This window comes from Tenuibacillus multivorans, assembly GCF_900103915.1.
Lineage (GTDB): Bacteria > Bacillota > Bacilli > Bacillales > Alkalibacillaceae > Tenuibacillus > Tenuibacillus multivorans.
Genome location: NZ_FNIG01000012.1, coordinates 12,314 through 34,721, shown reverse-complemented (window position 1 = coordinate 34,721; position 22,408 = coordinate 12,314). Strand labels below are relative to the sequence as shown.

General features: G+C 36.3%; 19 protein-coding genes and 2 pseudogenes. 4 read left to right on the top strand and 17 right to left on the bottom strand.

What is annotated here, in order from left to right; genetic code table 11:
* Window positions 1–190: 190 nt before the first annotated feature.
* The 4 genes from BLP77_RS14305 to BLP77_RS14290 all read right to left on the bottom strand — a co-directional run bounded on the left by BLP77_RS14305 (window position 191) and on the right by BLP77_RS14290 (window position 4,128).
* Window positions 191–1,189: a Gfo/Idh/MocA family protein gene (locus tag BLP77_RS14305; protein ID WP_093857798.1), complete on the bottom strand. Its 999-nt coding sequence runs from the start codon at window positions 1,187–1,189 to the stop codon at window positions 191–193.
* A 25-nt stretch (window positions 1,190–1,214) separates the two neighbouring features.
* A complete protein-coding gene (locus BLP77_RS14300) occupies window positions 1,215–2,021 on the bottom strand; it encodes a sugar phosphate isomerase/epimerase family protein (RefSeq protein WP_093857797.1) in 807 nt (268 codons plus the stop codon).
* Between the two features lie 84 nt (window positions 2,022–2,105).
* A complete protein-coding gene (locus BLP77_RS14295) occupies window positions 2,106–3,113 on the bottom strand; it encodes a Gfo/Idh/MocA family protein (RefSeq protein WP_093857796.1) in 1,008 nt (335 codons plus the stop codon).
* A gap of 25 nt (window positions 3,114–3,138) precedes the next feature.
* Complete coding sequence (locus BLP77_RS14290) at window positions 3,139–4,128, bottom strand: LacI family DNA-binding transcriptional regulator (RefSeq protein WP_093857795.1); 990 nt, start codon at window positions 4,126–4,128, stop codon at window positions 3,139–3,141.
* Between the two features lie 152 nt (window positions 4,129–4,280).
* Between BLP77_RS14290 and BLP77_RS14285 the strand changes: the two genes are divergently transcribed.
* Window positions 4,281–5,249, top strand: a complete 969-nt coding sequence (locus BLP77_RS14285) for a sugar phosphate isomerase/epimerase family protein (RefSeq protein ID WP_093857794.1) — start codon at window positions 4,281–4,283, stop codon at window positions 5,247–5,249.
* 730 nt (window positions 5,250–5,979) lie between these two features.
* Window positions 5,980–6,573: a TetR/AcrR family transcriptional regulator gene (locus BLP77_RS14275; protein ID WP_093857792.1), complete on the top strand. Its 594-nt coding sequence runs from the start codon at window positions 5,980–5,982 to the stop codon at window positions 6,571–6,573.
* 84 nt (window positions 6,574–6,657) lie between these two features.
* Here the strand turns inward: BLP77_RS14275 and BLP77_RS14270 are convergent.
* From BLP77_RS14270 to BLP77_RS14235, 6 genes and pseudogenes are all read right to left on the bottom strand, one after another.
* Window positions 6,658–7,522, bottom strand: a pseudogene (locus BLP77_RS14270) (AraC family transcriptional regulator).
* Between the two features lie 1,352 nt (window positions 7,523–8,874).
* Complete coding sequence (locus BLP77_RS16165; protein ID WP_261753366.1) at window positions 8,875–8,997, bottom strand: hypothetical protein; 123 nt, start codon at window positions 8,995–8,997, stop codon at window positions 8,875–8,877.
* A 981-nt stretch (window positions 8,998–9,978) separates the two neighbouring features.
* The gene (locus BLP77_RS14250) at window positions 9,979–10,887 is read right to left on the bottom strand and encodes a sensor histidine kinase (RefSeq protein WP_093857790.1); all 909 of its coding nucleotides are present in this window, start codon (window positions 10,885–10,887) and stop codon (window positions 9,979–9,981) included.
* A 16-nt stretch (window positions 10,888–10,903) separates the two neighbouring features.
* On the bottom strand, window positions 10,904–11,665 hold the full coding sequence (locus BLP77_RS14245) for an ABC transporter permease (RefSeq protein ID WP_093857789.1): 762 nt from the start codon (window positions 11,663–11,665) through the stop codon (window positions 10,904–10,906).
* Entirely contained in the window at window positions 11,658–12,581 is a 924-nt protein-coding gene (locus BLP77_RS14240) for an ABC transporter ATP-binding protein (protein ID WP_093857788.1), read from the bottom strand. Before BLP77_RS14240 ends, BLP77_RS14245 begins: the two co-directional genes overlap by 8 nt.
* A gap of 83 nt (window positions 12,582–12,664) precedes the next feature.
* Window positions 12,665–13,426: a response regulator transcription factor gene (locus BLP77_RS14235; RefSeq protein ID WP_093857845.1), complete on the bottom strand. Its 762-nt coding sequence runs from the start codon at window positions 13,424–13,426 to the stop codon at window positions 12,665–12,667.
* A 379-nt stretch (window positions 13,427–13,805) separates the two neighbouring features.
* Between BLP77_RS14235 and BLP77_RS14230 the strand changes: the two genes are divergently transcribed.
* Window positions 13,806–15,281 (top strand): stalk domain-containing protein, encoded by a 1,476-nt coding sequence (locus BLP77_RS14230; RefSeq protein WP_093857787.1) that lies wholly within the window; start codon window positions 13,806–13,808, stop codon window positions 15,279–15,281.
* Between the two features lie 145 nt (window positions 15,282–15,426).
* On the opposite strand, the gene BLP77_RS14225 is transcribed toward BLP77_RS14230, so the two are convergent.
* The 6 genes and pseudogenes from BLP77_RS14225 to BLP77_RS14200 all read right to left on the bottom strand — a co-directional run bounded on the left by BLP77_RS14225 (window position 15,427) and on the right by BLP77_RS14200 (window position 20,633).
* The gene (locus BLP77_RS14225) at window positions 15,427–16,839 is read right to left on the bottom strand and encodes a Na+/H+ antiporter NhaC family protein (protein ID WP_093857844.1); all 1,413 of its coding nucleotides are present in this window, start codon (window positions 16,837–16,839) and stop codon (window positions 15,427–15,429) included.
* 194 nt (window positions 16,840–17,033) lie between these two features.
* Entirely contained in the window at window positions 17,034–17,504 is a 471-nt protein-coding gene (locus tag BLP77_RS14220) for a GNAT family N-acetyltransferase (RefSeq protein WP_245686898.1), read from the bottom strand.
* Window positions 17,505–17,574: 70 nt separating this feature from the next.
* Window positions 17,575–17,949, bottom strand: coding sequence for a VOC family protein (locus tag BLP77_RS14215; protein ID WP_093857786.1), 375 nt, complete (start codon window positions 17,947–17,949; stop codon window positions 17,575–17,577).
* A gap of 21 nt (window positions 17,950–17,970) precedes the next feature.
* Window positions 17,971–19,107: an ArsR/SmtB family transcription factor gene (locus BLP77_RS16080; protein ID WP_245686897.1), complete on the bottom strand. Its 1,137-nt coding sequence runs from the start codon at window positions 19,105–19,107 to the stop codon at window positions 17,971–17,973.
* 168 nt (window positions 19,108–19,275) lie between these two features.
* Window positions 19,276–19,784 (bottom strand): annotated as a pseudogene (locus tag BLP77_RS14205) (YfiT family bacillithiol transferase).
* Window positions 19,785–20,003: 219 nt separating this feature from the next.
* Window positions 20,004–20,633, bottom strand: coding sequence for a CGNR zinc finger domain-containing protein (locus tag BLP77_RS14200; RefSeq protein WP_093857784.1), 630 nt, complete (start codon window positions 20,631–20,633; stop codon window positions 20,004–20,006).
* 407 nt (window positions 20,634–21,040) lie between these two features.
* Here BLP77_RS14200 and BLP77_RS14195 point away from each other — a divergent pair, with 407 nt between their 5' ends.
* Entirely contained in the window at window positions 21,041–21,502 is a 462-nt protein-coding gene (locus tag BLP77_RS14195) for a hypothetical protein (protein ID WP_093857783.1), read from the top strand.
* 295 nt (window positions 21,503–21,797) lie between these two features.
* On the opposite strand, the gene BLP77_RS14190 is transcribed toward BLP77_RS14195, so the two are convergent.
* Window positions 21,798–22,379 (bottom strand): dihydrofolate reductase family protein, encoded by a 582-nt coding sequence (locus BLP77_RS14190; RefSeq protein WP_093857782.1) that lies wholly within the window; start codon window positions 22,377–22,379, stop codon window positions 21,798–21,800.
* Window positions 22,380–22,408: the final 29 nt, after the last annotated feature.

Below are 22,408 nucleotides of genomic sequence, written 5' to 3'. Positions count from 1 at the left end.
AGGCAATAGGCTTAATCTGTTGGCTAAGCCAACATTCCAACCACTAATGAAGTAGCCTAAATATTATATTTTAAATAATGTGAGATAACAGATTTAATCACATTATTAGATTTAAACTGAAATTTCTATCGTGAGGTTGGTGGGTATTTGAAGCGTTTACATAAGTGAATATATTATTAAGAGTAGATTGCTAGATTTTAACCATTTGTCCAGTTTCTAAAGACTCTTGAATCGCTTCTAGCAACATTATGACATAGCGTACATCTTCTAAAGGTACAATCTCATTTTCTTCGTTGTTTTCAACACAGCTTACGAAGTATGAAAGTTCATTTTGAAAGGGGTCTGATTGTTCAATATTAATTGGGGTGTTTTTTTGATCAGCATAGTAAATGAGTTGGTTGTTTTCTTCATTTATACCCTCAATGTTTTCACCAGCAACAATACTTAAATTCAGCGCATTTGTCTTTGCTTGAGCTCTTAAAGCCATTGTAAACGGATAACCCTCCGGCATTTGATTAGAGGCTTCTACAAATGCCTTGGCTTTGTTCTTAAAAAGTAGTGTTGTCATGATGTGATTCCATGCTCCGTTATTACTTTGGCTTCCAACAGCATATACTGATTCGACTTCACCTAATAAGTAATAAATAAAATCAATATCATGAATATGTAGATCGAATAATGCACCACCGCTTTTTTCAGGATATTTGAACCACTCACTCCATGTTGGTAATTGACCAAGCCGTTTGGCGTTAACTAATTCTATATCCTTTAGTTTATCGGTCTGGCTATATGATTTAAATAACTCGTATTCTGGCCAAAACCTTAATACGTGTCCAACGAATAAATTGACTCCGTTTTTGTTTACGGCATTTATGATTCTGTTAGCGGAATTTTTATTTAATGTTAAAGGTTTTTCACAGATGATATGTTTTCCAGCGTTTGCTGCTTTAATAATGTATTCTTCGTGTAGGTACGTAGGTAGGCAAATATCTATGATATCGATAGTTTTATTATTTAATAACGCTTCATAATCCTTTATAAATTCCCCTTGAAAATGAGTCAAAATTTCTTGATCCGTTACAACACTTCGTGTACATATTGCAGTAACTTGCCCATGGTTCATTTTTTGATAAGCGTTAAAATGCGGTTTACCAATAAATCCCAAGCCAACAAGACCAATATTCTTCATAAATTTCACCTTTCTATCCCTTGGTTTAATCTAATATTTGCGATAGATAATTAAAGGATCTTTTTACACATCCGTTTACTTCTTCTAGATTTTTAGGTCCATCTGGTGTAAATTCAATCTCGACACTTATTGGCCCATCATAGTCAGCTTTCTTGAGTATATTAAATAGTTTTTTAAAGTCTATATTCCCATCACCAATGGCCGGGAAATACCATTCGTTATTCTTACCAAGCTTATCCTTTAAGTGGATAAATTCTATGTAATCAACGGATGACTCCAAATCCTCGTAAGGTAATTCATTACCATAAAAAATCACATTCCCAGTATCATAAGTGACTTTAACACGATCATTCAGTGTTTGAGCTAGTTTCTTCACCGATACACCAGTTGCAAAATTATTCCCGTGTGTTTCAATGACTAACGTCTTATTTAATCTCTCACACTTCTCAATAACAGGTTCTAAGTTTTTAGCAAGTACAGCTACATCATCAATTACATCTGCATCACCATGTGAATCTCCTGTTGCTGTAACGACATACTTACAGTCAAATTCAACTGATAAATCAATACTGTCTAGTAGCTCAGTAATCCCTGCTTCCGTCATCACGTTACTATGCGCACTAACACCAATACACCGCATGCCAAATGTGTTTAGCAATTCCTTAACCTCATTAAGCTGTTCCTTTGACATATCGTGTGATACGTGAGAAGTGTGATCTCTTACTGCGGATATTTCAATTTGTGTAAACCCAGCCTTGCTTGCTCCTTTAACAGCATCCTCAAGTGAATAGCCGTGATACGTATTAGAATTAATGGCAAGTTGTTGTATCATTCTCAAACCCTCCTACCCCTTTATTAATAATGAAAAATATAATGTAAACCATTACATAAATTGATATAAAATTAGCATTCATGCTTAAGGATGGAGTATCTTTTCAATAACTTTTAAAGAACTAAGAGCTTCCTGCCCAGACACCACCGGTTCCTTATCATGAATAATGGCATCAACAAATGAGTCAATGACACCGGTATTGGTTTGATTATCATTTGTTTGAATGGCTTCTAGTTCATACCGAACAACGCTACCATCTTTCATTTCCACAATAAGTTGATCTTGTGGATGATGATAAATTTTAATAATCCCTTTCTGACAATAAATAGTCGTCGAATTGTCTTCAGCTCCATAATAAGTCCATGAAAATGAAGCAGTTCCTAAATGTCCCTTTTTCGTTTTTAATGCACAGACAACATTATCACTCACATCAATAGGACTTCCATTTTCATCAACTTTATCAAGTGCTCCCTTAAAGGCGTGGACCTCTTCCATTTCATCGTCTAATAAAAAGTGAATCAAATCAATTTTATGAATACCTAAATCGCCAGCTACGCCTGAGTAAGAGCGTTCTTTCTTAAAAAACCATGTTGCATTAGACTTCGTTACTCCCCAACTTTCAGGCCCCTCATGACCGAAAGTAGTTTTAAAAGTAAGTACTTCTCCAAGTTCTTTATTTTCAATTAGTTCTTTAGCTTTCTGGTGCGCTTTAGTCAATCGTTGGTTATGATCAACCATCAGTTTTTTTCCTGATTGACGTTCCGCTTCAAGAATCTCCTCAGCATGTTTAATACTTATGGCCAAAGGTTTTTCGCATAAGACATGTTTTCCACTTAGTAGAGCATTGGTCGTATTAATATGGTGAGCTTCATTTGATGAGCAATCGCTAATAGCTGCAATAGAAGGGTCTTCTAACAAGTCCTCCATCGTATCAGCTACGCGACCACCAAATTCTTCAGCAAGTGCTTCGGCTCTATGCCTATTTCGGTCATAAAACACAATGTTGTCAACGTATGGATTATCACGATACTCTGGTGCATGACGATATTTTGTAATCGATCCACAACCAATTATTCCAACATTTATTTGCATTATCATCCCCCCAAAAAATTAATCATTATTTCATCGTTGACTCCCGAATGATTAATTCGTAATCCAAGATGACGCTTTCGACTTTTCTCCCTTTTATACTGTTAATTAGCATACTTGCTGCTGTGAATCCCATTTTATACATCGGTTGTGCAACTGTAGTGAGAGTAGGGGTTGTCATGTTAGAAAAGCTAATATTATCAAATCCTACTACTGATAAGTCATCTGGAACATTTAAGCCTCGAACATTGAGTTCCTTTAATGCCCCAATGGCTAATGTATCAGAAACTGCAAAAACAGCAGAAGGTTTTTCGTTTAGTTGAAGTAGTTTTCTCATTGCTTGAACACCATGTTGAAAATCTAACCCTGCAGTGGTATAAATCCATTCGTTGCGTATCGGTAAATTAAATTCTTTTAATGCCCTTTCGTAGCCCTTTCTTCGTTGACGAGCATATAAGAATTTTTCATCAGTGTTAATAAGCCCTATGTTATGATTACCTAATTTGATCAAATGCTTAATGGCTTTGTATGCTGCAGATTCATTATCAATTGCGACGTAAGGTATTGATCCACCTTCATCATATTCACTACATAAAATGATGGGGTGCTCATCAGCTAATTCAGTTAACTTTTGCATATTGACGGTAGGATCCATTGAAATAATTCCATCAGCCAATTTGTTTTTGACCATGTTAAAGAAAATATTTTCACGATCAGGATTAGAATCAGTCTCACAAAGAAGAATGTTATAACCATTCGCGATAGAATAATCTTCAATTCCATTAATAATCTCTGTATAATAAGGGTTTGAAAAATTAGGAATAAGTACAAGTAATAGACGACTTTCGGAGTTTCTCAAATTCCTTCCTAACATACTCGGTTCATATTTTAGCTCCTCAATTGCCTTTTCAACTTTAAACCTTGTATTTGAGGAAACAGTCCCTGTCTTATTCAATACTCTAGATACTGTCGCACTAGAAACACCTGCTCTACGTGCTACTTCAAGAATGTTTGCCATGATGCTTCCCACTTTCAATAATTATTCTTTTGATGTAATCGTTTACATTTAAATTTTAAAATTTTTAGAATTGTTTGTCAACAGGTTATTTTTTTGCTATATTTTTAACTATAATGATATGTAATCGATTACATTGTATGGGAGGAATTTTTATGAAATTAGGTGTATTTACAGTGTTATTTTCTGATATGGATCTTGATGAAATGTTGGATCATGTTGCATCAAAAGGGATAGAAGCCGTAGAGTTAGGAACAGGAGGATATCCTGGTAATGCTCACTGTAAAATCGATGAACTAATAGGTCAGAAAGACAAACAACAGGCTTTCTTAGAAAAGATTTCAAGTAGAGGGTTAATCATTAGTGCTTTAAGTTGTCATGCAAACCCGCTCCATCCCCAAAAGGATATTGCTGAAGAAGCAGACTTACTTTTTAATAAAACCGTTCAGCTTGCACATGAACTAGGAGTATCAGTTGTTAATACATTTTCAGGTTGCCCTGGTGATCATGAAAATGCTAAGTATCCCAACTGGCCTGTTTCACCTTGGCCCAATGACTATCAAGAAATCTTGAAGTGGCAATGGGAAGAGAAAATTATTCCATACTGGCAAGAAAAAGCGGCATATGCCGAACAATATAATGTGAAAATCGGATTAGAATTACATGGTGGATTCTCCGTACATACACCTGCTAACCTATTACGATTAAGAGAACAATGCGGTCCAGCAATTGGCGCCAACCTAGACCCTAGCCACATGTGGTGGCAAGGTATTGATCCCGTTGAATCAATCAAGATCCTTGGACGAGAAAATGCGATTCACCATTTCCATGCCAAAGACACTATTATCGATCAACCCAATGTGAATCGATACGGTATAACAGACATGACACCTTATTCTGAAATGAAAGAACGTGCTTGGTACTTTCGTACAGTTGGGTTTGGTCATGAAAGTAAGGTATGGGCTGATATGATTAGTGCTTTACGTCTTTATGATTATGATTATGTGGTCAGCATTGAACACGAAGATGGATTAATGTCTATCGATGAAGGCTTCACAAAAGCTATTGATACTCTAAAACCGGTTATGGTAGAAGAATCCATTAAGGAAATGTGGTGGGTCTAATCGTGTCGTAACTTTTAAACGGAGAGCCATATGGTATTCTCCGTTTTCTTTTTTAATCCAGCCATTTTATAATAAATGAGACATATAAGTTAAATCTCACATAACTTATTCATGTTTAATTTCCTTTTCTCTTGTTCATTAGAAAAAGTAAAAGGATCATTATTAAATACCCGATTATTCCACCTATTATCCACGATAACCATTGTCCCCGATCAAAATCATCAATCCAAAAACCTCTTATTACAGATGCGATTGTAAAACCTATTAAAATTCCAGGTAATAACCAAAATATTGAATTAAAATTAATTTTCATTAAAATCACAACCTAGTTCCCTAAGATTCACCTAGCTATACATTTCGAGTTTAACTAAACATTTCCTCCTATAATTCATCATTGTATTTTTCTAATCAAAGCAGGTTTTCATGTGTCATATTCAGTCTTATGATATAGAATTTCATCCTTATTTTATCGCATTTATCAATTTCTTGTTTCAAAGGTTATCTTTTTTTGCAGGATTTATGAGAGAGTTTTCATACCACTACGGAACCCCTATTTCTCAAGGTCACCTTCCTCCTCTTAATGAATAAACTAAATAGTTAAGTTTTGTTAGTCAATAATTATTGGTATTGACCATCAAATCATTAGCTGATGCTTTTTATTGTGGGAATTTTATGGGTAATTGATAAACTAAGAAATAGAAAAGAATAGGAAGGAAATGAGGTAATTGCTGTGGGAGATCAACCATCCTTTATTGAGGAAGCAAGAAGAGAACAAATCATTAGAGCTACGATTGAGACACTTGATGAAATTGGCTATGTAAATATAAGCCTGGCAAAAATTGCGAAGAAGGCAAAGGTAAGCACAGGTCTAATATCTTATCATTTTAAAGATAAAGAAGATGTATTGAACCATACATTGATATATTTATTAAAAAAGCAATTTGAATATATTCAGGACAGAGTTTCAGAAAAAGAAACGGCAAATGATCAATTAATAACGTTCATTGATGCATCTTTAGCTTATCAGGTAACACATAGGATTAATAACATCGCGCTTATTGAAATTATTTTTAATGCACGTACAGAAGACAATATTCCTTATTATAAATTGTCAAATGACGAGGAAGATCCAATCTATATGCATCTACAGAAGATTTTACGATATGGACAGGAAACAAACGAGTTTTCTGAGTTTGATTTAAAAAATGTTTCTATAATGATACAGGGCGCTACCGCTGAAAGCATGCTCATGACTGATGAAAATTTTGATATTGAATCATATAAGAACGATTTAGTATATATGGTAACGAAGATGGTTAAATAGATATATATTAAATGTTTAATGTAACGAGGACAAATGAGCAACGCAGGCTAATCAGCGTTGCTCTTCATTATCTTAGAAATTTTTTTATTTCTTCCGAACAGGCAACCAAACTTCACTATAGGCGTAATCTTTTTTATGTTTATCCATTTTAGTAAAAGAAAAAGCAGGGGCATTGATTACTTCATAATCGGAAGAAGGAAGCCATTCTGAATATGTTTTTGCCATTGTTTCTTGTAACGTAGATGGAAATGGCCCTTCATTTGGAAATATTGCCCAAGTATAAGCTTCGACCGGCACTTTTTCTAATCGATCACTTACTTGATTTTTAGTCGTTAATACACCTATCAAGTGAGTCAAATCTCCTTCTTCTTTTAAGAAATTAGCGTCAGCATCATAAGAAGCATTAACAATTTCATAAGGCTCTATATTTTGAAGAGACTTCATTTCTTCTTTTTGTTCGTCCGTTATGCTTTCTGCAAGCTTAACAATCTCATTATTAACGCCTTCAAATTGCATTGGTACACGTTTACTTACACCGACTAAATTAAACGCTGGTTTTTTCTTCAATTCTAAATTCCATAGTATTTCCTCCTTTAACAGTTATGACGAATGACAATTTGGGAAACGATTTGCTTATCCCTTTTTTAATGACATCTGAGGGTAAAAAACCACTCCATTTTTTAAATGCCCTAGTAAAACCGTCCACTGACTGATATCCATATTTAAAAGCAACATCTGTTACCTTTCCTCCATGCAATAAATCCTTATTGGCCTCTGATAATCTTCTGTGTTTTATATATTCACTTAGCGTCATACCTGAGAGATAAAAAAATATCTTTCTAAAGTGATAGTCGGAAACCCCAGCAAATTCAGATATTTCTTCAAGAGATAGTTCATCGATTAAATGATCTTCAATATAATCAATCACTAGGTTTAATTCTTTTAACAACATATCCCTCCTTGTCATGTCTTCATAATAGCAAAGCACCTTTAAAAATACTCGACATTTTTAACATGAAAAATATCGAATTGTAAACTTTATTTAAACTTACCGAGAGATGAAGTGTTTTTAGTTCCTTGGACTATGAATGGGAAAAGGAATTTCAATCAGAGAAACAAAGGATACAAGATGTAGTTGGACAGTCATTGTAATCATATAATATTAAGAAAATCATTGAATACTTACCAAATAGAAAAGGAGCACCGTTAAAGTCTACTCCTGTTAATATTTCACTAAAAATACCCAGATTACTTGTTATTCAAAATGTTGTTGTTATTGTTAATTTTCTTCGTAATTCCAGAAACGACTATACCTAGTTCTAGATATCCGACAGGACCTTTAGTTAATAATCTGTCTCCAATAGCGTTGGGTTTGACCTTTTTGTTGAAAGCCACGAGATTCATAAAAAGGTATGCCCAGTTCATTCCCTTCTTGTACAGATACATATTGTTCAGTTGCGCAAGAGTTTTCTGCCTATCCCTTTATATCTGTACACATCATCAACATAAAAAACATAAATCTCACTAATACCTTGTTCAGCCATGGTCCCCTCCAATCGTTCCTGTGACTTTATGATCTACCATGGCTACGTTAGAATATATACCTTTGACAATATATTCCTGAACTGGTTTGTGGTTATATCAATATTCTACATTTTTATTTTGATATTCCTCACTATAAATACCTTGGACAGTCTGTCACTATCTATTGAACAAATTCTACTAATTTCTTTTGTATATTCTGGAGCTGCTTTAATTATTGAAATATTAATGTTCAACACCTCCCAAAAACTTTACTATGAGAAAATTAGGTAAATCATACCTATCCAGGGAACAGGAAAAATACCAATATTAGCATATAAACAAGAAAAAATCTCCTACAGCCCCTTTCAAGGAAATCTATAAGAGATTCATACATAATACCTCATAAGCTTGTAAAAGTTAATCCATCGAGTATGATTACCTAACCGTCTAATTTCATGTTCCTAAAAGTAGAATGATATATATAAATGCATAAGTAAAAGGTGCGATCAAATTAATCACATACATTGCCATTTCGCTTTTAGAAAGTTTTCTCTTCCTTTTAAGTAATTTTAGTTGCCAATAATAAACAATGCTAGATATAAATATTAATAAAAAAGCTAGTGCTTTTAAATTTTCTAGAAAAGCAATCAAATAACCAACTCCTTCATAGTTGTGATTTATTACTCATCCTATTTATAAAATGAATAATAAATCACAGAAGTCTCATATTTAATTATAGCAAATACGAGACTTCTGTGACCAAAACATTGATAATATTTATTCTACTGGAGTGCCTCCACATAATAATACAAAGAGGCCAATAGTCACTGGATTAACACTTATACCAGCTGCGAATGCAAGGGTTGCTGCCGCTGAAAAATAATTTCCATCTTCAATCAATCCGCTTACCTCATCCCATAAAGCCTAACCGATTCCTATTGCATCCTGCATACATCTGTCGATGGCTCCATATATATTTAAAATATTTCTTAAAATTCTATAATTTAGATAATTATGAGTACACTTTTTTTAACTGGCTTATTTGGTTAAACCTCATACCTCTCAATAAGATGTTCACCTTTTCCAGGCTAGCCCCATTCCCGTCTCTTGTTTAGGGAACTTTACATTTAGGGATTTTGTAAATTTCAAAAGGAATTCTCCTTAAGGTGACGAACACTGTCTTATGAAGAAGAATTTTACAGGTGAGGTGACTCTAAATAAATAAGAAGAGAATTTTCATTAATTTTGCAATCGAAGTTAAGTGGGCTCAATCACATCTAGTAGGACAAGGTAGAAATAGTAGTACCCCATTTGAATTTATAGATATGTCAGCTTAAGAACCATGGTCGTATTCATGGAAAATCAATTGCAGAAGGAAGATTAAGGGATGCCACGGTGTTATTTCTTTAATCAGTCCTAATACCATGAGGGCGTATGGTGCTATATGGGAAATTAATTGTGCCAACGAAGAAGGAATCCTTGTTCTAGGAATCTACGCTGACAAAAATAGGCCTGGTTCGACCCCCCGGAGTTGAATTCGCAACCAAAATATTGGAGTTGGGATGTATTGTTGATTTTATTCAGAAACTAAAAAGGATGACGCAAATGACAAAGAAGAACCAAATTATAAAGAATCAAGAGATACTGATAGAACAGTATAAAACATATGTTGAAATAACTGATTGTATCAGCCAAAGACGGTTATAGCGAACTTACTGAAGAATTGATTTACTTGGCTATTTAGATATATCATAGGGACCTATCCTTAAAAAGTGCATTCAATAACTAAGGGGATTAATATAATCCCATTTGCAAGGAGAAAAAATATTTAACAGCTTCGGGAATACCTTTTTGTTCATATGAATTTCAATATCCCGATGGTCATTTTGATAAGAGATCAAATTGAATCGACACGACGAGGTTTTCACCCTTTTTCTCCGCTGTTATTTCCCCATCCATCATGTCAACCAATCGTCTGGCGATTGATAGGCCCAACCCTGTTGTCTTTCGATGACGGGAGGTTTCCGTGGTATAGAACCGTTCGAACAGCTTTTGAATTTCCTGTTCTTGCAAGTCAGGAGCATGGTTCTGTAAATGAATCACCGCTTTTCCATCCGTTTTTTCTATTTTAACCTTTAGGTCACCTTCCCCATGAGTTAAGGCGTTCCGAATCACATTTTCGTATATACGCTTGAGAACCTCAGTATCACCGATAATATAAAGCGGAACATCCGGAAGTTTTAGCTGAGGCTCAGCTTTTTTATTAGAAAAATCGTAATGAAAAAGATAAATTGTTTCCAAAAAGGTTTGCCCGACATCAACTTTTTCGGATGCCGGCTCGAATTCTCCTGACTCAATACGTGCAAATTCAAATAAATCATCGAGCATTTGCACGAGATGACGAACCCGTTCCTTTACAATCTGATAATATTCGTCCCGTTCTATATCCGTTATTTTTCCACTTTCAAGCATGTCAATATATCCAACAACCGAGGTAAGCGGTGTGCGCAAATCATGCGAGACATTGGTGATCGCTTCTTTGAAAGCTTGTTCTGCTTTATATAGCGACACTTTTTCATCCCGAGCATTCACCAACACGGCGTTGATTTGTTTCGCCAACCTTTGGAGTTCATCCGCTTGAAGGGAAAGTTTCAAATGCCGGTTCGTGTCGTTTTGTCGAATAAAGTCAAGCTGCCTGTCCAAGGATTTGATTTGCCTTTTATACATCAATAAGTAGGCGGATAACACGCCAAGTGCAATCACAAGTATAATAATGCCTACCACTAGCATTTTATCCGCCTCCCCTTTACTTCATATCGCGTTTTGCGAAAACACCGTATCCAAATAAAATTGAGACAAGCAAGTAAATGACAATAACTGCAAGAATTATTCCTACCATTTCGATACTGAATGCACCACTGACCTTTGCCATGGCATTTCCGAGCCAAGCGTAGAAAATTGGACTACTCGGCAAAAATACTGAACTAATAATCATCGTCACAAACAGAGCTACACTGAAATGAATAGCCATGACAATAGCTGTATGTCGAATGATAAACGCAATTGCTGTAAACAATACGGCAAATGCGACTGACAATCCGATTTCCAATAATGTCCGAATACCAAATTGAGCGATGTCTCGGAAGCTGGGATCACTATTTAATCCATAAAACATCAATATACTTGTGAATAGCGAAACAAGTATGCAGGCGAGTAAGATGACGATTGCAGCAATACCCGAAACTAAACATTTTGAAAAAAACACATTAAAACGACTGTGGCCAAGTGTTACCGGATCTTTCATTGTGCCATATGAAAAGTCATTTGTGACCAAAAGACAAATCAATATTCCAAGTGCAAGCGGTATAACCAACGGCATAAACTGCCATACACTAAAAGGATAGAAGGCAATTTGCAGGAAGTTGTCATACGTCGATTGATAACTGTCAGGGTAGAAACTAAGATCGGAAAGAATAACAAAATCGAAAAAAGCCGTCAAAACGATGATGACATAAAAAGATTTTAGATGTCTGAGCTTATAAAAATCAGCACGCAACACATTAAGCATGTTGAAGCCCTCCCATCAGGTTTAAAAAGTAACTTTCCAGATCGTCCCCTTTAGATTCAATCGTTAACACCTTTACACCTTCCTGGGCCAAAACCAGACAGATGTTGCCGGATTGATCAAGAAGGTCGTAGATATGAAGAACCTCTCCATCTTTTACCTGGTAATCTGTTGTCTGCAGCTTATTTTCCAGCACGAAGGTCGCTCTTTCAATATCATTCACTTGTAACCGCAAATATTGACGACAACGCATCTCGAGCTCTCGGTTTGTGAATTCATCAACAAGGACACCATCATGAATGACACCGTAACGAGTTGCAATCTTGGACAATTCGCCGAGAATGTGACTCGATATGAGAATAGTAATGTTGTAGCTTTCATTAAGATCCAGCAGTAGGCGACGGATTTCTCTAATCCCCTCCGGATCAAGACCGTTCGTCGGTTCATCCAAAATGAGAAAGTCAGGATTGGACAGTAGAGCCAGGCCTAACCCGAGACGCTGCTTCATACCGAGCGAAAAGTTTCTGACTTTCTTTTTCCCAGTAGCCGCCAGACCCACAGTTTTCAAAATTTTATCGATCCGCTCCTCTTCGGGAGTTCCTAACGTTAATTGACGGACTTTCATATTTTGATATGCCGTATACGATGGATACAAAGAGGGGGCTTCAATGATACTCCCGATTCGCCTGCGTTGCCGGTGAATCTCCTTCGCCTCTTTATGTGAGAAGAGTTCAATCGCCCCTTCACTCTTTGATACCAGACCTGTAATCGTACGAATAAGCGTTGTTTTCCCAGCACCATTTCGTCCGATTAAGCCGTAAATATCTCCTTTCTCAATCGTCATATTGACATGGTCGAGTGCAGTCTGTTCACCGTATTTTTTTGTTAAATCAAATGTGCGCAATACATGGTTTTGCAATAAAAGACACCTTCCTTTTGATATGATGTCTTTAAGATACAAGGAATATTTTAAATTCTTTTTAAGAAATCTTTAAAAAAGTATTAAATGTCCTCTGCCAGTTTGAAACCAACACCCCAAACGGTTTGAATATATTCTGAGCCAGGGCTTGCCTGTGCCAATTTATTTCGGAGTTTGCTGATATGGACATTGACGGTATTATCATCACCGAAGAACTCGTCACCCCATACCGATTCATAAATATTGGCTTTTGAAAAAACTTTATACGGGTGACGCACGAGCAGCTCAAGGATTAAAAATTCGCGTCGTGTGAGAGATAATTGTGTGCCGTTCACCGTGACGATATGTTTATCAAGATCAAGTTGTATGTCTTTGTAGCTCAATTTATCCTTATAGTGTGCCGGTTCAGTTTGACGAAATCGTACTTCGATTCTCGCCAGCAGTTCGTTAGGATAAAAAGGTTTTACGATATAATCATCGGCACCTAATTTTAATAAACGAACGGTCGTTTCCTTGTCCTTTTTTGCCGTAAGCACGATGATTGGAACTGTTGAGACAGCCCGTATTTTTTGTAAAACATCCTCACCCGGTAAACCCGGCAGCATTAAATCGAGTAGCACGAAATCGAAGGAATGGGTTTCAAAAAGTCTTAATGCTTCGGTCCCGGAAAAAGCAGATTCGGTGTGATAACCGTTTTTATGTAGTAAATTTACCAACATTCGGTGAATGTCGTCATCATCTTCTATAATAAGGATCGTGCAGTTTGTCACACTTTCACCTTCCCGTTCCTCTACCTTATTTAATTCACTAATCAACTTTAATTGTTCTTTTTGACATAAAAACATCCCTTTAGGCAAGCATATCCAAACGCGTAAGACCGTGCAACTTTTTTATGAACAGTATGACATTATTCTAATCCACACTAAAATTAATTCTTCTTCGCCACACCATTCTTTTAAAAGCGGACCTTATTTCATTTTTTCTTGTTCGTTATTCTCTATCATGTACTCCAGTATTTAAAAGTCGAACAATTACACTACTAATTTTTCATCTGTTCAACCTCATATTATTACTTCAAAACAAAAAGGAATTTGTATTATTTTGTCGAAAAATTTAATTTTTTGATATAAAAAGGGTATTTTTTCCTAAATATTATGTATCTAAGGTCGAAATAATCATTGTAAAGGTGTGCCAATTTTTTAAAATTTTAATGGGAGTGATTTTTTGAAGAAAGGTATTTTATTAGTTTTATCTATTGTCTTTATATTTAGTTTATTTTCACCTATAAATGCAAGTGCATCTTCTGCATCCGTTGTGATTGATGGAGAAGAGCAAAATTATGATCAGCCTGCGATTATAGAAGATGGTAGAACACTCGTGCCGATGCGCGGAATTTTTGAAAGTCTTGGAGCAACAGTTGCTTGGGATCAAGAAACGCGTACGGTTACAGGTGAAAAAGGTGAAGTTTCAGTTCAATTAACAATAGGTAATACAAAAGCATTAGTAAATGGAGATGTTGTAGAATTAAGTGTTCCTGCAAAAGTTGCTAATGGGCGAACATTAGTCCCCTTAAGGTTTATAAGTGAATCTCTCGGAGCAACAGTTGGTTGGGATAACTCTACTAGAACTGTTACCATCACGAGTGGAAACGCTGAAGTCATACCTGCCCCTAAAAAAGAACTTACCACATCTGAATTAGTTAAGAAAGTAGATGAGCAAGTCGTGACAGTTGAAACTGATATTACTTATGGTAGTGGTATTGTCGTTGGAGATGGATTAATATTAACAAATGCTCACGTTGTTCATGGTTACACAAATGGATACGTCGGTTTCACGAATGGTGCAAAGGTAGGCATTACTGGTATTGTCGAAATGGATGAAGATAAGGATTTAGCATTAATAAAATTAGATACTTCGATGGGAATTAGTCCTGCTTCCTTTGGTTCTTATGAAGATGTCGGTAAGGGTGATGATGTTGTTGCTATAGGTAGTCCTTACGGTTTAGAGAATACAGTATCAACTGGTATTATTAGTAATACTTATAAAGAGGATGATTTCAAAGTCATTCAAACGTCAGCCCAGATTGAAGCAGGTAGCTCTGGCGGTGGTCTATTTAATATGTATGGTGAGTTAATTGGTATTAATACTTTTTCACTTGAAAGCTCTGCAGACTTGAATTTCGCTATTGCAATTGATGAAGCGCTAGATTGGAAGAAGTATTATACGATGAATCATAGTGACATACCTATTAAAGAAGAAGCAGATCGATTTGAGCTATGGAATAACATTAGTTTTGGTATGACGAAGAGTGAGGTAAAGGATTTAGAGACAAGGAAGCCTTACCATGAAGAAGAAAATAAGATTATCTATCCACTTACAGATTTCTATGACCGTTCAGCTCAAATAGAGTACACTTTCTCAACGGAAGGATACCTACAAACAGTACAGATTGCCTTCTTAGAAGTTAATGATTTAAATAAACAGCAATTAATGAACGAGTATGAAAAATTATATGAACAGTTAAGTAAAGAAGTAGGTTTTGAACCTACAGATTCTGAGGACGGTTGGGTAAAATCAGGTAATTATGATGAAGCGATTTATGATTATTGGTATGGTTATCCATGGGTTATTCTAGCTGCTGGCCATGATGTAGGTGACAAAGGTAGCCAACTAAATATTACGATTTCTATAGAAGAATAGAAATTATATGAAAAAAGTCGGGATAAAACCTGGTAAGATAAAAAGCGTGGTACGTCATCTAGACGATGAGTACCATGCTTTTTTATATGATCCCTTAATCAATCAAAAAACATTCTTCACTCTAATTTGGGAAGTACCAAAATCATCATCCAAGAAGGAATCCGGCTACCAGATAAATAACTGTGGCGATGCCGGCACCAATTGAGACGATTTTCAATTTATAACGAGCATACCTGATCAAAGGGACATCGAGTATGGATGCGGTTGTAATCGTTGTATCACCAAGTGGAGAGGTCATGGCACCGAATGAACCGCTAGCAAATACTGCTCCAACTGTCATCGGAAGCGACGCATCGGTAGAAGTCGCGAGCGCTATCCCAAGTGGCATGAAAATCCCCCAAGTTCCAAAAGAAGAACCGAGGAAATAACTGACAGCTGAACCGACTAAAAAGACAATGGCCGGAATGGTGAAAGCTGGTAGGAACGATCCAAGAGTTGCCCCAATAAACTTGGAAAACCCAAGATCTTCTGCCACAAGGGACAATGACCATACAAGTACAAGGAGAATAATCGGCTGCATCAGCTGATTACCACCATCATAGAAATGATACAACGTCTCATCAAGCTTTTGCTTCCTAAACATATAGAAAATAAATGTGAGAATCAGTGTAATAAATACAGCAAGGAGAATGACAAACGTAGCATCTGCTTTTGCTAGGGCGTCAAATACCCCTGAGGCTCCTTTTACCATGCCATCCTGCCACAACAGGAACAAAGTCAGCCCAAGCAGCAAAAACAAAGGAACGATTAAATTCCACGGCTGTGCTTTCACCATGGACAGTTCTTTTTTAATTCCTGTGCGGTGAAACGCTTCCTCACCCTCTTGTTTGTTTTTCTTGATCTCCTTCTTCTTAGGTTTAGACCAGAAAGTCCAAATCAATCCTATAATCAACATAACAATCGCAAAAAAGTTAAATGGGATACTGGATAAAAATACTTGATAAGCATCTGCCTCCAGGTTATGTTTTTGAATCCCACCTTCAATGATCGACACCATGAAGCCGACAAATGCGGTTGCTGCCGGTAACAGAACAATCACTGAGCCTGTCGAAACATCCATCGTAAAGCCGACTTTCCTGCTGGACACGTTCACTTTTTTCAACAATGTTTTCACAACCGGGCCAATCATCATGATTCGGAACATGGGCATCATAAATGTAAATGGAAGCGTCAGCCAAATCACTGTCAGGAGCCCGCGTTCAGAGCTTATTTTGTCGCCCACCCACTCTGAAAAACCTTTGACCCCTCCGGATATTTGCATCATACCTATCAGTCCGCCAAACAGGTAAAGAAATGCGATGATATTTATATTTCCTGGGTCTGATAGTGTCGTTACGATATAATTGACCGTTTCTTTTGACCCCTCAAGTACACTGAATTCCACTAGAAATGCTCCAACAAGCACTCCTAAAACGAGTCCAGGAAGTATTTTCTTTAACCAAATCGAGAATCCAATGACGATAATGAATGGAATTATAGAAAGCCATGTCTGTTCTATAGTACTGCCTCCTCCCCACACGTCCTAGTGTTACCATGTGTAGCATTTAAGAATTTCATACAGGGAAGTAAAAAGTCAGTAACAGGGGGATGGCAATTTCGCTAAATAAATATGATGGAAATGTTATTCGTATTGGGTAGCTTTCGTTCATCACAATCAAAGGCAAAAATCACTTAACTTGGTGTCTCCATTTTTCAGTTAGTAAGCTGCCTCCAATAGCGTTTGTCTTGAATGTTTTGTTGAAAGCCTCGAGATTTGTAAAAGGGTAGGCCAAGTTCATTCTCTTCTTCTACAGATACATATTGTTCGGTTGCGCCATTCTTTATATGTTCCTTAGTAAATGCATCCAGAAGTTTTCTGCCTATCCCTTTATATCTGTACATTTCATCAACATAAAAAACATAAATCTCACTTATGTTTGGTTCACTCACGACTCCACCTATTGTTCCAGCAACTTTTTGGTCTACCATCGCAACATGGGTATATATACCTTTGACAATATCCTCCTGTACTCGTTTATGGTTATACCAATATTCTACATTTTTATTTTGATAGTCTTCACTATATTTACCTTTGACAGTTTGTCGCCAACCTATTGAACAAATTCTACTAATCTCTTCTGTATGTTCTGGAGCTGCTTTAATGATTGAAATATTGATGGTCAACACCTCCTAAACTCTATAATGAGAAATTTAACACTTAACCAAAGATATAATTTGTTAACCTTCTGTTTATTTACCCCAAGGTTTGAACGATCCAAATTTTATATCCATCCGGATCTGCTATAACCGCTTCTTTTACTCCCCATTCACGATCAATAGGTACTTGCACAATTTCACCACCAGCATTCTTAATTGAAGAAACTGCTGACGTTAGGTCATCCACTAATAACTCAATAACCATTCCTTTCTCAACGGGCTCAGGTTCATCCATAATGTGTAGCAATATCGTCGGTTGATGATCATCAGATCCAAAAGAAAAATAAGCCATGCTTTTATCGACAAACCCTTTATGTAACCGAAGTACATTATGGTAAAAATGAATAGATCTTTCCAAGTCTTTTACGGGAATAATAACAGTGTTAAGCCTTTCTATCCGAAAATCTGCCATAAACAAACCCCTCTCCTTGAATTATCTTAAAAATGTCTCTAAAATGTTTATAACCTTATTAATCTCAGCTTTATTGATTGAAAAATATTTAGTACTTCCTTCTTGTCGTATGATCACTAGATTTGATTGGTGTAACTGATTTAAGTGGCGAGAAACCGTACTTTGCTTCATGTTTAATTTCGTCACAATTTGTTGCGCAAACATCTCCTTGTTCTTGGCTAATAAATTGATTATTTGAAGCCTAGTAGAATCACCCAATCCCTCAAATGCTAAATTAAAATCCATAGTTTTTATATCATTTACATTCTCTTCACTACTATCTAGAAAAGGATCAAACATGATATAACCATGCTTATCTAATTCAGCAAAGGAAAGAAGTCTTCCCATATTAGGCACAGGTATAAATGTTAAAACGTGTACTCGATTTATTTTTTCAATTTCGCTTGTATCTGGATATAAGCCCGTAATTTTAAAAATAGCCTCTTCATTAGTCCCAAAGGATTTAGACATTTGTATAATATTTTTTAATTTCCATTCAGATAATCTGTTCTTATTACTTTCCCAATATTCTCTAAAGCCTGATTCCCAAAACCCAACTAGTAATCTAACAATTCGTTCTTTAATTTCAGTTAAATCTTTATATATTGGCAGTATTTCACCAATTCTCTCAACGGACCAGCTTTCTAAAACTGCTTTTATAGCATTTTCACGATTTTTTGCATTCTTTAATTGGTCTTCCTCCAAGCTGACTTCTTTCATTATCTTTTCTACTGAAGGATTAGTTGGTAAGTATTTATAATAATAATCCATTACCTCCCTAATACCATAAATAACAAGCTCCAGCAATTCCTCTTTACTTAACTCTTTCCACCAACTAATAAAGTCATCCCAATCTTGATTAAGATGGTTCATACTTTTGATGTAAAAATCACGCAAAATAACTCCGTGAGCAAATAAAGTCCTTAATATTCGTAAATCATCTTTAACACTTTCAGGTAATCTGTTAGAGAAATCTTTGATCCATTCTGATGTTTGAACTGTAGGGTTATTTAAAAAGTAATCAATGAGTTGAATATTTGTAAATATACTTACTCCTAAAGATTCCTCTGTGTTCAACTTAGTCTGTGGATATGCAGACATAAAAAAATCTCTTTCCATTGCATCACTCCTATTATTCAATTATTCAATATTTGAATATTAGATATTTTCATTATAGTTTGTTCAGTCTAATAACTCAATATAAAATTATAAAATTTTCTGTCTTTTTTGGAATTCATAAAAAATGAGCTTTCCGAACTTCGATAAGCCCATTCCATACATATTGTATTATTTTGATAATGCGATTTTTATATGGGCTAAGTGGTGCTCTTCGTGCCAAGCTAATTTTGCAACTTTTGTTGCAACTGTTATTTCGCCGTTTTCCTGGTGAGTAAAAGCTCGATTTATTTGCTCTTCAGTTAAGCTATGTCCTAAAGATGCGATGCGCTCATTTATACCTTCTAACAATTTAATAGAACTTTCTACAGGGAGTTTTGTATCCGGTTGAATAGCCCATTTATCTTGATCAAAAGCTGGTACTGTTGGATTCTTATCTGTTAAAGCTAGCTTCAAGCGTTGATACATGTTCAACTGAGAATCTGCAATGTGATGAACAAGCCCGCGAACTGTCCAGCTACCATCACGGTATGTTTTGCTTAATTCCTCATCACTTAATGAGTCAACAATTTCTCTTAATCGAATCGTGTAAGTTTCGATTTCTTCTATCCATTTTTGAATATGTTCTAATGTTACTTTTTCAGGTAATTGTAAATTCCCAATTGAAATCTTACATCCATTTTTAATCCCTCTTTTCCCTATTCGTTATTTTTCACTTATTTATTAATAACTAAATTATCTCATAATCCTCGTTATACATAATAACTATTACCTTATTAAGTGTTATACCCTTATGTATAAAACGGGAGGCAAGCTTTTATTCCGAAAGCGTGCCCGATTACGGAAGAGTTTCAGTATAGAACTTTAAACAATAAATAGCCTTATTCCTAAGTTATATGTTATTTTTGCCTTCCTTTCTTTTTGTAATGACGTCTTGCCTTCGCGCGGTTACCGCAATCCTCCATCGAACACCAACGTCTGCTACGATTGCGGCTTGTATCCAAAAACAGCCAACCACACGGAGCCCCTTCACACTTTTTCACTCTACTTAGCTCTTTTTCAGAAATAAGAATTTCTATAGCAGATTGAACAATCGGTGGAAGCATTTCGTCTAATGCTTCTTCACAAAAAAATTCCAATGAAAATTTATTTTCACCAGGAACTATTCGCATCATCCCGTAAGCATTGCCTAAGGCTTCATTCAAAATAGAAAGATCCTTAGAGGATGGTGTTTCATTGTTTGATACTAAACTAAATATTTGGTAAATCGATTCCCGCAGCTCAATAGCTTGTTGGAGAACCTCTTTTGCCTTAGAGGGTTGACTTTCTGCTTTTTTTAGTAGTGAAAGCGATTGTTGTTTCTTAAGAATATTGGCATGCAAACTCCAGCTTACCAGCTTCTCGTAACTCGTCAGCAACTCCTGTGATTTCTCACTGCTATCGTGCCAACTTACTGTATTGGCAAAATCCAAACACAAACGTCCGCCGAGTAAATCATGCTTGTGTACATCTTTATTTATATCAGACATGTGATTTCTCCTTGTCTTACCGTAAGTATTTTGACAGTCCGGGCAATATAACTTTGATTTTTCATTATAACCATTATAAAAGTTATTGACAGTTAGAATCAACTGCTTTACAATATAACCACCAAAATAATTATAGAGGGTTATATACATCTGGGAGCAATGTACTCGAAAGTCGTTTATCCAGTAGAGTTTCTGATGCTGATGTTTTTACAGGTACAATGGATCTGTTCCAAGAATTTGATTTTATAGAAGTCCATCTTCGCAATCGCAAGCGTCCCATTATGAGATTTGAAATTAGTTAATGATTTCGAGGTTTACAGAAAGATGACCAAAGGTTTGTGCCATCTTATATGTAATCACAAAATCTCTCTTGTGATTACATTTAAAAAATACAAGGGAGGAATAAAATGAATCATTTATTAGCAGTTGCAGTTAACGAGCGGCTAAATGAGGCATTCGAAGGACCAAGAGGTGTTGGAAGTATGTTCACAGATCCAAACACTGCCATACTTGAGACACTCGAGCAGTTGTCCTCAGAAGAAGCCTCAATGTCGTTTCACGGGACGACAGTTGCAGCACACGCCGACCATACTCGCTTTTATTTATGGGGAACCAATAAAGTCTTAAAAAAAGGGAAACAACCAGATATGGATTGGGGAGAGAGCTGGAGGATTACCTCAGTTAATGAAACCCAGTGGAACCGAATTCAAGATGGATTAAAAAATGAATACTTCACGCTTATGAAAAACATTGATTCCGTTGATTGGAATACCCAAACAATCAATGAGGCTCTGGGATCTCTTGCCCATTCTGCCTACCATCTCGGAGCCATACGCCAGATGGTAAAATCCGTTAAAGATTCTCAATAAGACACTTTAAATTTATACACACCCCAGAAATGAACAATCCCGCCTACACGGTTAATAGGCGGGATCTTCTTACAAAGCTTCATTCAACAATCTGGCCCGATTGTTGAGTTTAAAAGTCCAGATTATCAACATAATTATATCAAACTTTTTTATAAATTTTCCGACTTTTTTGTTGTCTTCGTATTGGTGAGACTCACCCTTTCTAAATGATAGACTTAAGGTTTCCTTCCGACAACATCGACACCAGTCGATTAGACCGACTTTGTCCCAAAGCTTCAGAAGACATAGTTACTTATCAACCCTGACCACTTTTTTGTGGATGTTCGACGCTCCTTACTGGTTGATATGTATGAAGGACGGCTCCTTTTTTAAATACCTTTGCGCTAAGATGCTTAAGGTTGATCGCATCAGACAAGTCTTTGAATAATGGTAATCCACTTCCAAACGCTATAGGGTTAACAATCAATCGATATTCATCGATAAGACCGAGTCTTGTAAGGGACTGTGCGAATCCCGCGCCTCCGTGTGCCATGATATCCTTGCCAGGTTGCTGTTTCAGACGGTAAATCTCTTCCGCAATATCACCGTCCGCCACCTGTGATTTATTCCATTTGGTTTCCTTCAGTGTTTTAGAGAAGATGACTTTGGGGATTTCGTTCATAGGAGGAGCTAATTTACTGGTCGAAGATGGCCAATGCTCTGCCATGTCGTGATAGGTCACTCGTCCCATGATGTGCGTACCCACTTGCCATAGCTGGTCGACCGTATACATTTCCAACTCATCATCAAAGCTGTGAAAGACCCAGTCATGCGCTCCACTTGTTGGCGCGACAAACCCATCAAGAGAGACGTTCATTCTTAAAACCACTTTTCTCATATATTGTTACCTCCTTTGTATTCAGCAAA